General features: G+C 44.2%; 10 protein-coding genes. 6 read left to right on the plus strand and 4 right to left on the minus strand.

All coding sequences use genetic code 11. From position 1 onward, the window contains the following. A partial coding sequence (locus tag AAFP14_RS17690; RefSeq protein WP_341733548.1) for a DUF4347 domain-containing protein occupies positions 1 to 2299 on the minus strand: 2299 nt, incomplete at its 3' end. Positions 2300 to 3083: 784 nt separating this feature from the next. Between AAFP14_RS17690 and AAFP14_RS17695 the strand changes: the two genes are divergently transcribed. The 6 genes from AAFP14_RS17695 to AAFP14_RS17720 all read left to right on the plus strand — a co-directional run bounded on the left by AAFP14_RS17695 (position 3084) and on the right by AAFP14_RS17720 (position 12117). Then, positions 3084 to 4856, plus strand: a complete 1773-nt coding sequence (locus AAFP14_RS17695) for a DUF389 domain-containing protein (RefSeq protein ID WP_341733549.1) — start codon at positions 3084 to 3086, stop codon at positions 4854 to 4856. Positions 4857 to 4924: 68 nt separating this feature from the next. Further along, entirely contained in the window at positions 4925 to 5791 is an 867-nt protein-coding gene (locus AAFP14_RS17700) for a GGDEF domain-containing protein (protein ID WP_341733550.1), read from the plus strand. Positions 5792 to 5956: 165 nt separating this feature from the next. After that, positions 5957 to 7516 (plus strand): Na+/H+ antiporter, encoded by a 1560-nt coding sequence (locus tag AAFP14_RS17705; RefSeq protein WP_341733578.1) that lies wholly within the window; start codon positions 5957 to 5959, stop codon positions 7514 to 7516. 142 nt (positions 7517 to 7658) lie between these two features. Next, positions 7659 to 9272 (plus strand): mechanosensitive ion channel family protein, encoded by a 1614-nt coding sequence (locus AAFP14_RS17710; RefSeq protein WP_341733551.1) that lies wholly within the window; start codon positions 7659 to 7661, stop codon positions 9270 to 9272. A gap of 72 nt (positions 9273 to 9344) precedes the next feature. After that, positions 9345 to 10457, plus strand: coding sequence for a mechanosensitive ion channel family protein (locus AAFP14_RS17715; RefSeq protein ID WP_341733552.1), 1113 nt, complete (start codon positions 9345 to 9347; stop codon positions 10455 to 10457). Next, positions 10432 to 12117 (plus strand): mechanosensitive ion channel family protein, encoded by a 1686-nt coding sequence (locus AAFP14_RS17720; protein WP_341733553.1) that lies wholly within the window; start codon positions 10432 to 10434, stop codon positions 12115 to 12117. The genes AAFP14_RS17715 and AAFP14_RS17720 overlap by 26 nt, the downstream gene beginning before the upstream one ends. A gap of 39 nt (positions 12118 to 12156) precedes the next feature. Here the strand turns inward: AAFP14_RS17720 and AAFP14_RS17725 are convergent, their stop codons facing one another. The 3 genes from AAFP14_RS17725 to AAFP14_RS17735 form a co-directional block, all read right to left on the minus strand. After that, the gene (locus AAFP14_RS17725) at positions 12157 to 14319 is read right to left on the minus strand and encodes a prolyl oligopeptidase family serine peptidase (RefSeq protein ID WP_341733554.1); all 2163 of its coding nucleotides are present in this window, start codon (positions 14317 to 14319) and stop codon (positions 12157 to 12159) included. Positions 14320 to 14441: 122 nt separating this feature from the next. Further along, positions 14442 to 15035, minus strand: a complete 594-nt coding sequence (gene recR, locus AAFP14_RS17730) for a recombination mediator RecR (protein ID WP_341733555.1) — start codon at positions 15033 to 15035, stop codon at positions 14442 to 14444. A gap of 135 nt (positions 15036 to 15170) precedes the next feature. Then, on the minus strand, positions 15171 to 15539 hold the full coding sequence (locus AAFP14_RS17735) for a translation initiation factor (protein ID WP_341733556.1): 369 nt from the start codon (positions 15537 to 15539) through the stop codon (positions 15171 to 15173). Between the last annotated feature and the right edge of the window lie 89 nt (positions 15540 to 15628).

Genomic DNA, 15628 nt, shown 5'->3' on the forward strand with positions numbered 1-15628 from the left:
CGGTGGCACCTGGTGCTGCACTATTCGTCCCGGTTTTGGTGGTAATGACATCGGCGCTCGGTGTCAGAGCGGTGGTGACTGTAGCAGCGTTATTGCTGGGAGTGAGATCTAGCGCACTGGAGCTACTGCTGGCGGTGTTGGAGACGCTGACTCCTGTGGGTGCGATGAAGCTGATGGTGCGGGTGGTGCTGGCTTGATTGGTTAAGGTGGCTAGGGGGAAGGTGACTATCCCCGTAGTGCTGTTGTAAGTACCGTTGTCGGAGACAACTACTCCTGTTAAGCCGGGAATGATGCTGTCGGTGATGGTGACGTTATCGGCGGTGTTCGGCCCGTTGTTTTTTGTGGTGATTGTATAACTGACGGTGGAGCCTGATGGAGCACTATTCGTCCCGGTTTTGGTAGTAGCTAGGTCAGCAATAGCAGTTATTGTAGTGATGGCCCTAGAGGTTGGTAGCGAAGTATTATTGTTTGCAACAACGGGATCGAAAGTGCTGGAATTACTGTAAGCGACGTTAGTGATGGTGGTGGGTGTTGCTGGAGCTATGGCGGTGACGGTGTAAGTGACGCTACCACCGCTGGTCAAAGTCGGAATCACTGGCCAGGAGACAGTCCTGGTGGTGGGGTTGTATGTGCCACTGTTGGATGGGGTGACTCCTGTTAAGCCTGGGGGCAGGATATCTTGAACTAGGACATCTTTGGCGTCGCTGGTACTCGGTCCTATATTAGTGGAGGTAATTGTGTAGGTAATGGCGCTGTTTAGGGCGGCAACCTGGGGTCCTTGTTTGGCAATGGAAATGTCGGCTTGGGGTGGCGGATTTATACTTTCGACGATGAGATTGTTAACTTCATGAATGTTGTTGTCGCCACCTGTGGCAGCAGCAAAGCCAAATTTAAAGGTAGGTGGCACTGCTCCGTTTACGGCTATCAAATTTGGGATGTCGATCAGTGTTTCACTCGCATCAAAGCTGCCGTTCTGATCCAAGTCTATGGCTACTGCGAGACGGTTAGGTGTTGGTGAATTCACCGGAAATAATGTAATTTGGACGCTTCTTTTAGTATTAGTAGCGGTCCGACTGGTTGCAGTTTGATTATCTATGCCAAGAGAAATGGAAGTGTTAGTTAAAAAATTAAAACCTAAATGTTCATAAGTTCTGCTTTCACTGCCTCTAACTGCTACTGAATCTTTTCTAATTCCGGGACCACCCACACGCCCAAAAGTCGATCGTGCTGGTGGGAGCGGTTGAGGCTCGGAAAAGTTGCCAAACTCGTCCAATCCGACACCTAAATAACCTCCTACAATGCCTTCGGATCTCAGAGCAGGATCTAGACTATTATTGCTACCATAGCCGAGAGATCCGCCAAAGCCTCCCGCTTTTGTTGGCGTTGCTGTTCCGTCAATCAGGAAAAAACTAACACCATCTGCACCCTCATTGCTCGTGGAGCCATAGGCAAATAAATCAAAGGTAACTCTTATACCATCAGTGGCAGAGATGGGGTTGTTGTAAAGGACATAAGCTGATTGGTTACCGAGAGCTCCTGTTAATCTCAAAGCGCCTGAGCCGACTGGATCGCCAAGCCCTAAACTGGGAATAACGCCATTGGGGTTGGCTGCACCTGTAGTTAAGCCTGGGTTAGCAGAAGTGCCAGAAATTCCATAGATCCAAGGCCCGATTACTGTATCGTTTTTAAAGTTTTCCGCGACTAAGGTAGCTAGGACTGATGGGTAGTCTTCTAGGACTTGTTTTTCAAAGGCTATTTCGGTATTGATTTGTCCTGTAGTAATTTCTAATTTCCAGTCGCCTCCTAGTGCTGCGCTTCCTGTGAGGTTGTTGGAAGCGGCAATATTTGCGCCGGTTATTTCGCTAATTTTTTGTATAAATTTAATGCCGGATTCGCTGGCGGCTATGTTACAGCCATAGAGTAGAATGCTGGCTGCTTTGTTGAGTGCTTTTCCCCACTGCTGCAATTGGCTGCTGTAGGTTTCTAAGTTGTGAATATTGAGTTCTGTTGAGCCAAGTTTGATGGCTGCTGCTTCGCCGTGAGAGATTATGTGAAGGTTGTTGATGTGGTGGCGATCGCCCAAAATTTCACTGATTTGTGCTATGCCATCTCGGAATCCATCGATCGCAATTACTTCAAATCCCGCTTTAACTCCGTTGACTAATTGTTGGTAGTTGTCTACTTGCGAGTCAAAAATTACTAGATCTTTGCTCTCTTGTGATTTTGCTGTCAAGCTGGAACTTCCCCATGAGATGTTACTCAAAGTTTTTTGATAATTGCGTGTTTTCACGGTAGACATAATGTACTTGCTGGTAGAATTCATTTCCGATAGACTTAATTTCCTCGTTTAAGCTAACCGATCTTAGAAAAATCGACAAACAATAAAATATTAAGTTTTGTAACAAATTGTTGTCAACTATAAAATACTTACGTGTTTTCTACTATTTAGTTCTTTCAAATAAGTAAAATTTATACAGAAAGTGCGATCGGATAAATCCGATCGCCTCAGACAAAAAATCACCCTAAATCTGAGAAAAATCAGCACTTACAGGTATTTCAACTGTAGCTCTAGTCTAGATTTTGCAAGGGTGACAGAGCTTTAAGGGGGCGATCGACAATTAGCTCAATACGTGCGAACAACTTTCAGTAATTGCGAACTCGCAATTATTTTGAGTGTGTTTATATTTACATCACCTCGCTCAACCTGGAGGGAAAATATTTTTAAAATAAAGAATGTGAAGAGTTAGATCGCTGTCAAAAAATATAGGTCTTGACAATTAATAGTTTAATAGTTATGTAGCTTATTATGAGAATAATTAACTCCAAATAATATCACATAAATTGAAAAATTACAAGAAAATGGTGCAAAAATTAACAAGCCTACGATTCCCCCACTGGAAATTAAAAATAGCTAGATCCCCGACTTGATAAAAGTTATCGGGGAGATAAAAGCACAATATCGACGGCTGTAAAGCAAAGGGCAATCAGACGAGGACTCAACCCCTGAAGCGATAGACTGTTTTGAAGCGATCGACTAACCTCAGACATGAAGAAAAACTACCAATTGTTTCTCAGGATATATAATGCCAAAGTTAAGGATATTAGCAACATTTCCTCGCTTGAGCCGCTGGTTTGCTCAAAATTTAGGTGTGAGTAACCTTCGCAAAGAACAGGTTTACTTAGACCTTGCTCATTCGGTGACTCTAACGGATGCGAGCTATTGGATTCAAGTTTTGTTTGCCGCTGGCATCGCCACCCTAGGTCTAGTCTTGAACAGTCCAGCCGTTATCATTGGTGCGATGCTGATTTCACCCTTGATGGGGAGTATTTTGGCCAATGGCTTAGCCCTAGCCACCGGAGACGTAATTTTAGCGCTGCGAGCTCTTTTTAACCTAATTTTGAGCTGCGGCCTTGCCATTTCCTTTGCGGTGCTGTTGGTATTGATTCTGCCATTTAAGGAAATGACCAGTGAAATTCTGGCGAGAACTCAGCCAAATCTGCTAGATTTAGTGATTGCTATGTTTTCCGGTGCGGTGGGAGCAGTGGCTATTTGCAAGGAAGCTAAAGGAGTCGTCACTTCTATTCCTGGGGTTTCGATCGCAGTGGCACTGATGCCCCCACTGTGTGTGGTGGGTTATGGTATTGGCATGGCAGTAAGCTTCAGCCCTGGAAATGGATTGGCGGTGGCGCGAGGGGGAGGACTGCTGTTTTTTACCAACTTAGTCGCCATTACCTTTATGGCGATGGTAGTGTTTTTGGCGCTGCACATTGATACCACTACTGTGCGCGATCGAGTTCGGACATGGCGCCAAAGCGATCGCGAAAGCATTTGGATACAGTTGTTGGTAGATAGAATGCCTGCATCAGGGCGATTCAATCGCATCGGCAGTTTACCGAGTCGCCTGCTGCTAATTCTGATGACTATTTTTTTGATTTCGATTCCCCTAAATCAATCTTACAGTCAACTTCGCACCGAAATTGAGCGGAAGCAGCAAGAGAATCGACTCCGTAATGGCGCAACAGAAATCTGGCAAAAAAACTTTGGCAACTTTGCTGATGGCAAAGTGCGATCGTACATCAGTCAACTCTCATTTCAACAACAAAATCGTAAATTGGTTACTCAACTTCAGGTGGTTACCAGCCAAGTCTACACCGAAGCCGAACGAGAGAAATACAAGCAGTTGCTGTCGGTGAAACTGCGGAGGCCGTTGGACTCAATTGCTGTAAATTTGATTCAGATTCCCATAGCTTCTAACGACTTGTTGCCAACAGTTTCAGAAAAAATTAAGCCAGAGCCTCCTCCGACAATTGCCGAATTGCAATCAAGTTTTTTGAACGCGGTGGAGTCGGCACTCGATTCCCTGAGTTTGCCTTTGCCAGCTCAATTGGTGAGTTATCAGGCCATTACTAGCCCGGTGGAACCCTTAAAAATTGAGATTGTTTACTTGAGTCAGCGAGATCTCGATCGCGACGGACAAGCACTGCTGGTGCAGGAGATCCGCAGGAAATTAAATTACCCTACAGCTCAGGTCAACTTCAATCGAATTGCGCCCATTGTTGCAACAGTTACCTTTGCGTTAAATAAATCGGAAATTCCGGCTAACCAAACTCAATTACTCGATCGACTTGCTCAGAACTTGCAGAAATATCCTAAATTACAGATTGAGATGACTTCTGGCGAAGAGCCATCTGAAATTGGCTCGCGCGCCCAGGAGCGATCGCGCGCTATCCGTAGCTACTTGCAAACTAAATGGCAAATTGGGTCCGATCGCTATATGATTAAAACTGGAACAGCAACAAAACCCATTGTCCAACTGAAAACAATTGTAAAATTGCCACAAAATCCCTCACTGTAAGTCATAAATAACCTAGTAATCCACGAACTGGATAAAGCCACGCTTGTTTCGCAATTACCAATTTTTTTATGAACCTACTTTTAAACGGAAATAAATCTAAACAAGAGAAATACATCTTAAGAGTTTTAGTAATTTTGGTGCTGTTTTTGACTGCTATTCTCGACTCTTTCTCTGGTTCTGAGATTAGATTCGACTTGGTATATGTCATACCTATTCTGCTGTCCGCGACAATTAATCGACGTTTTGGGACGAGCGTCGCCATCTTTAGTGCATTGCTGGCAATTTCCGTAGATTTATATTTGCATCGTTTCCACTCCAATCGGATTTACTATATTTGGGACTTAATTTCACGCGGGACAATTTTTACTATCATTGTTCTCTTACGATCAAATCTAATAGATTCCAGACAAAAGGAAAGTGAATTAGCACGTACCGATCCTCTAACAGGGGCAATGAATTTGCGTGCATTTAAAGAGCAGTTGGAAATTGAAATATATCGTGCTAGTAGGTACTGCTATCCACTTACGATAGCCTATATTGATATTGATAATTTCAAGACTATCAACGATACACTTGGACATAACGAGGGAAACAGAGTCCTTTGTGCCGTGGTAACAGCGATCGACAAACACTCGCGAAAATCAGATGTAGTGGCACGGCTGGGTGGTGACGAATTTGCAATCCTATTACCAGTTACAGATCGGGAGGATTCCCACACAGTTATCAACTCAATCCAAGGTCATATGATGGACGAAGTTCGTAAAAATAGGTGGGATGTAACATTCAGCATTGGCGTTCTAACTTGTCTCGAAATCCCCGCTGATGGTAACAAAATGATTGAAACCGCTGATACTTTAATGTATATGGTAAAACAGCAAGGAAAAAACTCAATCAATTATGCTTTATACAATCCAAATTTTCCATATAAAAGCTAGTACAATTCTGCATCAATTCAATTCCGAATAAATCAAAAGAAAATCTGCAATAGCGTATCGAATTATGACTCAATATGTTAGACTGGAAGTATCACATAAACTGGAGAAAACTATTGGTAAAATAGTTATTAAAAAAAGATAAAATAATTGCAAACAGGAATTCTAATTATGATAGAAACGAGTCTACAGGAAGTTGCGATCGAAGAAAATCTGAAGCAATTTTTGCTAGTGCTTTCGGTTTCTTTGAGTGTCGCCACTCTGCCACAAATTTTTAGTTGGTTTCGCAGAATTCCCTATACACTGCTGCTGGTGATTGTGGGATTAGGGCTGGCATTGGTCGATGTGCGATTGGTCAATCTTTCACCCGAATTGATTCTGTTGATTTTTCTCCCGCCTCTGCTGTTTGAAGCTGCTTGGAATTTGAAATGGTCGAGCTTGAAACAGGATTTAATTCCCATTTGTCTTTATGCAGTTTTAGGTGTCGTCATTTCCATTGCTGGCGTGGCAATTGGTCTCAATCAACTGGCCGGTCTTTCTTTGGCAACGGCGCTGATGATTGGGGCTACCCTTTCAGCTACAGATCCGGTTTCGGTGACGGCTTTATTTCGAGAGTTGGGGGTTGGGAAGCGTCTCACCACTTTGATGGAAGGCGAAAGTTTGTTTAATGATGGGATGGCGGTTGTTGCTTTTGGATTTTTGGTGGCATTCTCGCAGGGAACCGCTAATTTATCGCTTGGGCCTATTTTGATCCAGTTAATAACGGTGGTTGGCATTGGGCTGGGGATTGGGGGGCTGATCGGGTTTGCCATTTCTTATCTGACACAACGGTTCGATTTGCCGCTAGTGGAGCAGTCCCTCACCTTGGTTTCGGCCTACGGCACTTACTTGATTGCAGAGGACTTGGGGGGCTCCGGGGTGATTGGAGTGGTGACGACGGGGCTAATCTTGGGCAATTTTGGCTCTCGCATCGGCATGAATCCCCGCACTCGCATCATTGTGAGTGAGTTTTGGGAATTTTTAGCGTTTTTTGTCAATTCCATAGTCTTTTTGCTGATTGGGGATCAAATTCGGTTTGCGAGTTTGGGTGAAAATCTTGATGCGATCGGCGTGACGATTGCAGGAGTAATTTTAACGCGGGCGATCGCCATTTATGGACTGGGGAGCCTGAGCAATCGTTTCGCCAACTCCGAAATTCCCCTGCGCGATCGGACGGTGTTGTGGTGGGGAGGATTGCGGGGTGCGGTGTCGGTTGCTTTGGCGTTAAGCGTACCTGAAAGCTTTCCGGGGCGGGACGTGGTGATTGCAACGGTTTTTGGGACAGTGCTATTTACCTTACTCGTCCAGGGACTTACTATTGGGTCAGTCCTCGAAAAACTCGATCTTCTCGGCGACGGGCCCATGCGTCAAGAGTATCTAGAGGCGATCGCCCGTCAGGCTGCTCTGAGTCGGGTGCTGCAACGTTTGGGTGAAATAGAGCAACATCCAGGAGTTGAGCCTGACTTTTATGAGTATCAAGAATCGCTGGTTAAGGGAGAGTTAACCCGCCTAGAATCTGAAATCGATCGGCTGCAAAATGAATATCCCGATCTACGGACGTTTATTGCTCAACAGCTTAGAGGAGAATTGCTGGCGATCGAAGCCGATACTTATGCTGAGTTTGTACGGGCTGGTCGCTTAAATCAAGAACTCCCTCTGTTTTTGGGGGTTGAGAATATGGAAGAGTAGCTATAGCAATCATCGCACCCTTTGTGAATTTCGCTTAGATGGTTGCATTTAGTGGGCTTGATCTGCCAAGGTCTAGTTTGTAATCTATTAGAAGCACAGCGATCGCCGAATATTAGAAGTCATGTTTTGAAATTGGTACAATATGTTAAATCGTCGGCAATTTTCATCTATTCGTTACCCAATACTAGGAATCATCACAGCCGTAGCATTGAGCTTAGTTTTGCAGGCTGTACCCGTTCAAGCAGCGAGGACAGCGACATCTGTTGTGGTAGATGGTCGTCCTGTTTTTAGCGTCAGTGATGCTGACTCATTGACGGCCGCCGAACGAGCCGATTTGCTCAATTTGCGACTCAAACAAATTGAGCAATCTCAAGAAACTGTTCAAGTTACAACTGAATTTCGCGATCGATATCCTACCATTCTGGTTAATGGCAAATACTTGCTGACAGTAACTCAATCCGATCTCCAAGAAAATCGCACGCCTACCGAACAAGCTAATCTTTGGGCTCAACAACTCCGTCAAGCTTTGCAGCAAGCTCAAAATGAAAGAAGCGCCGGATTTATGCAAAATATGCTGATGCTGGCAGCGGCGACTGTAGCGCTGGCGATCGCCCTACACAAAGCATTGGGATGGCTGTGGCAAATCGCCAGACAAGCTATTATCCAGCGATTTGTAGAACCATCAAACCAAGAAGTTGGGGTTAATGATTCCCCCAAAGCTTTGAACTTATTATTTAACTTAACTCTGTGTGGGGGCAGAGTGGCGGTTTGGATTGTCACAGCCCTTTACGTTACCAATCTGTTTCCGGTAACTCGGATTTGGAGTTACACTCTCACTAGCAGTTTAGTCAGCACTTTCACCTCTAAAGCCCTGTCTATAGGACGTAACAATTACTCAGTCACCGATCTGCTAATTTTAGCTAGTCTGATCCTAGGATGGGTTGTCCTTAGCGGTGCCATTTCCAACTTCTTTAAACTACGAATTTTGCAAGTCACCCGCATCAGTCGAGGCAGTCAAGAAGCCGTTGCTGCGATCGGCAAATATTTGCTGGTTGTTGTAGGCACGATCGTGCTGATGCAAATATGGGGAATTGACCTGAGTTCTCTAACAATTATCTTTAGTGCGTTGGGAGTGGGTATCGGTTTTGGATTACAGGATATCGCTAAAAACTTTGGTAGCGGTATGATTTTGCTCTTTGAACGTCCGATTCGGGTGGGCGACTTTGTGAAGGTAGGTAACATTGAAGGCACTGTGATCCGTATTGGCGCTCGCAGTACAGTGATTCGCAACCTAGATCAAATTTCGATTATTTTGCCCAATTCCCGTTTCTTAGAGGATGACGTAACTAACTGGAACTATGAGACTTCTGTGACGCGGATTAGAATTCCGGTTAGTGTTGCCTATGGCTGTGATATCAGTGAAGTTAAGGAGGCTCTGCTCAAAGCTCCTAGGGGACATTCTGATGTCTTGAGGAATCCAGAACCGATTATTTTTTTCTTGGGTTTTGGTGATAGTTCCTTGGATTTTGAGCTGCGGGTTTGGATTGCTGAACCGATCGCACAATATCGCGTCAAGAGCGATTTATTTTTCCGTATTGAAGAACTGTTTCGAGAGGGTGAAATCGAAGTTCCGTTTCCTCAACGAGATTTGCACGTGCGTTCTGGGAGCATTCCTTTGGCTTTATCACCGCAACTTGAGGCAACCTTACGAAACAGTTTACTCAAGTCGGAAAATAACTCAACCATCGAAAAATAATCTAGGATATTCAAAACAACAACGCTATAACTAATACAATTTTGGATATCAAATCAAGCACTTAACTTTCCCATGACAAAAATGCTCTATGCGCTATTGATGCTCGCACAACTGCCTTTAGATAATGGCGATCGCTTCCTGCAAATTACTCTAATTATTATAGCAGGAGGAGTTGGAGGATTAGCAGGGATGGTGGCAATTTCTGCCTTGAGGTTAACCTTAAACTGGTTAGCTCCCAACTTATTGACACAGAATTATATTCGTGTATTGGTTGCCTCTAGGAACATAATTTTGATGTCGTTAATTCTGTCGGTGATGGAAGTGATTTTAGTTCTGCTCCCTCACACTGAATGGCTTAAATTGATGGAGTTTTGCCTGAGTGCGGGCATCACTTTCTGTGGCGGTTGGCTGCTATCGAGTCTATTTCGAGACTTTTTTAATACCACAATTTTAGGCGTAACTTTTGAGTCCAACCCTAAAGTAAGAGGCGAGTCTATCTTTTTGATTCGCTATCTCGGAGACTTTGCGATCGCTATCACGTTAATTTTATTTTTTTGTATTAGCCATAACATCAATGTTGCCGGGATACTTACCAGTTTAGGGGTGGGCGGCATTGCCATTGGGTTTGCAGCTCAAAAGACTTTAGAACAACTTTTGGGAGGGATTGTTTTAACTCTAGATCGACCTTTTAAGGTGGGAGACTATATTGGCTTAGGAGATGGACAGCAAGGCAAACAAGGTACTTTTGGCAGAGTAGAAAGTATTGGCTTGCGATCGACAAGAATTAGGATATCTGGTAAAGGTACTCTTACAGTTATTCCTAATAATTCTCTGACTCAAGTTAACATAGAGAACTATACAGGCGCAAAGAAAGTCATGTCTATCATGATGCTAGAGTTTCCCGAACAGCTATCTGCTGACAAACAAGCACTAATCCGCCAAACCGTGATGGAGAGCACTGTGGACATTTTTGGTTTAGACTGGCGCAGCACTGAGGTTTCTTTCAGTAACAATCATGCCCAAATTTCTTTTTTTATTCTGGGTTCTAATGAATTATCTATGGAACTAAGGCGGCAATTGCTCGATCTGGCTACCCAACAAATTACCAAACAACTCCACAAACATAATATTTCTTTTACCCTTAACCAACCAACGATTTATGTGGATGCTCCAATTGCCATTTAAGCTGCCAACGAAGCTGATAATTTTATTTCTGCTCGGTTGGTTTCTGTTCACCGCTCCCAGGGGTTTTGCTCAAGGTGTTGGCGGCCCTCGTTCTTCCGTAGTAGTTGATGGAATTCCACTTTTTCATTTGCAACCTGTGGAGCGGTTTACAGCATTTGAGCGTACCCAATTTGCTAATAACTTGTTGTCTGATGCGCTTTCTAACGAGAAAGTCATAACTTTTGATGTGCGTAATGACTCTGATACCAGTGCTACCTCAATTTCCTTAAACAAGAATTACCTCCTGACAGTTACAGCTAACGATGTTCTACCGAACTTTTCTGTATTTCAACAAGCTAAACAATGGCAAAATATTCTGGAAGTAGCAGTTGCTAAAGCTAAAAAAGAACGAAGTCGTGAATACATTTTGCAGAGAAGTATATGGATTTTAATTAGCATAGCAACTATTATTATATTGCGATTTTTATCTCTAATTGTCTCCAAATTGTTTAAATGGGAAATGGGGATTTTAAGCAAGGTGTTTTTTGGTTGTGCCTGGGTAGCGATCGCCATAGCGAGTTCGGAATGGTTTCCGGTATTACGCAGTATTCGCTATCAGATTGTTTCCCCATTTTCTCAGCCCCAGTGGGTGATATTTTTGGGAGCATTAGGAGGCTCTTTTGTATTTAGCCATTACGCTCCAGCCTTATTAAGATTTGCCATCAAAAAGCTAGATATCCAATCAGCAGAAAATATTTATCTGGCGATTATTCAGCCCAGCGATCGCCTCGTGCAATTTTCAGTCCTCAGTATTTCTATCACTTGGTCTCTGACATTACTAGAGACATTAGTACCATTTGTGTATAACCTGCTAAAACCGATTGCAAGTTTAATTTTAGTTGGCTGTTTGTATTGGTTATCCACACAGCTTAGTAGCCGCTACCTGCGTACCTATGGATTCAAGTTAGGGGCAAAATTTAGTCCCAGTAGCGATGATGCCATTTTGGTATTTGAAACCGTATTTAACATCTTCATATTTATGGTGGCGCTGGTGACATTTGCCCGCAGCGTCAACTTTGACCTGATTGGCTTGGTGGCGAGTTTGGGGTTAGTTGGTTTAGCTGTCGCCTTTGCAGCCCAAAAAATTCTCGAACAACTGATTGCTACTTTAGTGCTGTATTTAGATCGTCCTTTTGTGACTGGTGACTATATCCGTCTACCCGCAGGAGAGTTGGGAAAAGTAGAAAGTATTGGTTTGCGATCGACAAAAATTCGTTCTCTTGGTACTGGGACAATTATTGTGATGCCCAATTCCATTTTAGTAAATGTAGAAATTGAAAACGTTACCCTGGCTAAAAAAATCATGGTGTTACTGTATATGGACTTTGCCAGTGTTTTAGGAGAACGAGAATATGCCCTAGTGCAGCAAGCCATAATGGAAAAAACTGCTTTCCTATCAGGAATTGATGGTAACAGCACAAATATTGCTCTCGCCGACGGTTCGGGAACAAGATTAAGGGTGAGTTTTGCAATTTTAGGCTCTCAAGATAATGCGATGGAGGTGCGTAAACGCCTACTAGAGCTAGCAAGTGCTGAAATTGCCAAATCTCTATCAGTCCACGGTATTGTGTTTACAATGGAAAACCCGACGATTTATGTGCAGTCCCCTGTTACTATCTGAACATAACTAGAGGCGATCGCACCCTCCAGCGCTGGCTTTCTAAGCGTTAATACTCAGTTCCCGCACCAAAAAAGCCCATTCATCAGCCAATTCTTCAATCACTTTCGCCGTTGGTTTACCAGCACCGTGTCCAGCCTTAGTTTCAATGCGAATCAACACCGGTTTTTCTCCCCCGTGCATTTCTTGCAAAGCCGAAGCAAACTTGAAACTGTGAGCTGGCACCACGCGATCGTCATGATCTGCTGTGGTAATCATCGTCGCCGGATAAGCCGTGCCCGATTTGAGATTGTGCAAGGGAGAATAGCCATAAATTGCGGGAAATTCTACTGCATTTTCCGGCGAACCATATTCGGAAGTCCAAGCCCAACCAATGGTAAACTTGTGAAAGCGCAACATATCCATCACACCCACAGCGGGCAATGCTGCACCGAACAACTCAGGCCGCTGAGTCATGCAGGCTCCCACCAATAAACCACCATTACTACCACCTGCGATCGCCAATTTTGCTGGCTGAGTGTATTTGTTTGCGATCAACCATTCGGCCGCGCTGATAAAATCATCAAACACATTTTGTTTGTTCAACTTCGTCCCTGCTTGGTGCCATGCTTCGCCGTATTCACCACCACCCCGCAAACAAGCTGTCACATAAACCCCACCCATCTCCAACCACACAACTCTGCTAACAGAAAAACTGGGAGTTAGGGATATGCTAAAACCACCGTAGCCATAAAGATAGGTGGGGTTATTACCATCTAACTGCAAACCTTTTTTGTGAGTGATAAACATCGGTACTTGGGTACCATCTTTGCTGGGATAAAATACTTGCTTTGTCTCGTAATCATCCGGGTTGAAATCTACCTGGGGCTGGCGGTAAATTTTGCTTTCATCTGTCAGCATATTGTAGCTGTAAATGGTATTAGGCGTGGTAAAACTGGTGTAGGCATAAAAAGTTTCGGTGTCGTGCCGCTTACCGCCAAATCCTCCCGCCGAACCAATTCCAGGTAAGGCAATTTGTCGCACAAAGGAGCCATCTAAATTGAATATTTTAATTTGGGTGTAGGCATCTTTGAGGTAGGAAGTGACAAATTGATTGTTGAGGATGCCAATTCCTCCAAGAGTTTCGGCTGCTTCGGGAATAATTTCTGTGAACCCCCCCTGAATCCCCCCCTTACCAAGGGGGGGCGACAAATCAATCCCCCCCTCACCAAGGGGGGGCGACGGGGGGGTTTCATCACCAGCGAGGGATGGCGCTGGGGGGTTGTTGATGTCGATCGCAATTACGCGGCCGAGCGGTGCATTCAAATCGGTTTTAAACCAGAAAACAGAGCCATCATTATCGATAAAATTGTACTCCGCCTCAAATTCGTTAATCAGTTCTATGACAGCGGATTCTGGGGCGGTTAAATCTTTGTAAAAAATCAGGTTTTGGGGGTCAGTACCGCGCCAAACTGATATAATTAAATATTTGCCATCTTCAGTAACGCCAGCACTAAAACCCCATTCTTTTTGGTCAGGGCGATCGTAAATTAAGACATCTTCCGATTGGGGAGTACCTAGCCTGTGGTAAAACAATTTTTGGTAATAATTAACATCTTCATGTTTGCTTTTTTCATTAGGTTCATCGTAGCGACTGTAAAAAAAGCCTTTACCGTCGTGAGTCCAAGATGCGCCGGAGAATTTAAGCCACTTTAAATGGTCTGATAAATCTGCGCCAGTTTCCACATCGCGGACTTTCCACTCTTGCCAATCGGAACCGGATGTAGACAAACCATAGGCCATAAGTTTGCCATCTTCACTAATAGCCATCCCACCCAAAGCAACAGTCCCATCTTCCGACAAAGTATTCGGGTCAAGTAATACTTGCGGTTCACCATCAAGGGATGTTAAAGTATAGAGAATAGATTGATTTTGTAGACCATCATTCTTGTAATAAAAATAGCGATCGCCCTGTTTAAAAGGTATGCCATATCTTTCGTAATTCCAAAGCTGAGTCAGTCGCTGCTTAATTTTTTCCCTAGCCGGAATTTCCTGGAGATAGCCAAAGGTGACTGCGTTTTGGGCTTCCACCCAAGCCTGGGTTTCCTCAGAGTCGGGATTTTCCAGCCATCTGTAGGGGTCCGATACTGGGACACCGTGGTAATCGTCGGTTTGGTCGATTTTGCGCGTTGTGGGGTAACTTAAAGGGCGATCGAATGTAGCCATGATTTTTCACTCTCGGTAACTTTGCTTAGTTTAACTTTGAATTTGACCAAATTATAAACTCTTCTCTTTCTGCCTTCGTGAGCTTCGCGTCTTCGCGGTTCGTTTCCCTTACCCCTATTCAACTAATCAAACTCCCTCCTTCCCTCCAAAGCGCGGGCCAAAGTCACCTCATCAGCATACTCCAAATCTCCCCCCATCGGCAAACCAAAAGCAATGCGAGTCACCCGTGTAAAAGGTTTCAATAAACGGCCAATATAAAGCGTAGTCGTCTCACCTTCCACACTGGGACTAATCGCAATAATTACCTCTTCAATTTTTTGCTGACTAACACGTCTGACTAAGGGTTGAATGTTCAATTGTTCCGGGCCAATTCCATCCATGGGCGAGATGACACCGCCGATAACATGATATTTACCTCCGTATTCCCGTGTTTTTTCCAACGCAATGACATCGCGGGATTCGGAGACTACGCAAATGGTAGAATTGTCACGGTTGGGATTGTGACAAATTTCGCAAACAGGTTCAGCAGAGAGGTGAAAGCACACTTGACAAAAGCCTACTTGCTGTTTGGCATCAATTAAGGATTGAGCCAGGGTTTCCACTTCTTCGTGGGGTCGTTTTAAAATATGTAAAGCTAGTCGTTGGGCACTTTTGGGACCAATTCCTGGCAAGCGCTGCAATTGTTCGATCAAGCGGGCTAAAGGTCTAGTGTACATTAAAATCGGCGGTAATTTGTAAGATCGTTTCCGGTGGATTGTTTCTTGTATAATTTGCGGGATGTAGGGGCTGGTTTTACCAACTATCTATGTTGACAACTAAGTATCTCATAAACCCGCCCCGCCCCTACTAATTTACCCTCCACTAATTTTAGCTTTATAGCCTAGTTTTGTGATAATTTCTAGGAGTTTTTGCTTGTGTTCGCCTTGAATTTCGATTTCGTTATCTTTGACAGTGCCACCTGTGCCGCATTGAGCTTTTAATTGTTTGGCTAACGTGGCTAAGGCTTCGGGTTTTTCCTGAAAGCCGCTGATGACTGTGACTGTTTTGCCACCGCGTCCTTTTCGGGATGCTTCGATTTTGAGGTTTTGTTGATTTGGGGCGATTTCTTGTATGCCTCGTTGGAGGGCTGCGGAGTTGTCTATGTTGCCAAATTCGGAGTAAACAATTCGTTTTCCTGATTGGTTGTTTGGATTGGAGTTTTTGGGTTTTGATGTACTCATAGTAGTTTGGTGTTTGGAGATTTTCTGTGGGGGGGCGGGTTTATGTAGATTGTTGGCTGGTATTAAATATTATTGGTAAAACCCGCCCC

Source organism: Microcoleus sp. EPA2, from assembly GCA_020882975.1.
Classification (GTDB): Bacteria; Cyanobacteriota; Cyanobacteriia; order Cyanobacteriales; family Microcoleaceae; genus Microcoleus.

What these genes read in the sequence shown, in the direction of transcription:
- AAFP14_RS17710 (WP_341733551.1), top strand. Translation starts at nt 7,659, where the DNA reads ATGTTAAATCGTCGGCAATTTTCATCTATTCGTTACCCAATACTAGGA.
- AAFP14_RS17735 (WP_341733556.1), bottom strand. Translation starts at nt 15,539, where the DNA reads ATGAGTACATCAAAACCCAAAAACTCCAATCCAAACAACCAATCAGGA.
- AAFP14_RS17720 (WP_341733553.1), top strand. Translation starts at nt 10,432, where the DNA reads ATGTGGATGCTCCAATTGCCATTTAAGCTGCCAACGAAGCTGATAATT.
- AAFP14_RS17725 (WP_341733554.1), bottom strand. Translation starts at nt 14,319, where the DNA reads ATGGCTACATTCGATCGCCCTTTAAGTTACCCCACAACGCGCAAAATC.
- recR (WP_341733555.1), bottom strand. Translation starts at nt 15,035, where the DNA reads ATGTACACTAGACCTTTAGCCCGCTTGATCGAACAATTGCAGCGCTTG.
- AAFP14_RS17715 (WP_341733552.1), top strand. Translation starts at nt 9,345, where the DNA reads ATGACAAAAATGCTCTATGCGCTATTGATGCTCGCACAACTGCCTTTA.
- AAFP14_RS17695 (WP_341733549.1), top strand. Translation starts at nt 3,084, where the DNA reads ATGCCAAAGTTAAGGATATTAGCAACATTTCCTCGCTTGAGCCGCTGG.
- AAFP14_RS17700 (WP_341733550.1), top strand. Translation starts at nt 4,925, where the DNA reads ATGAACCTACTTTTAAACGGAAATAAATCTAAACAAGAGAAATACATC.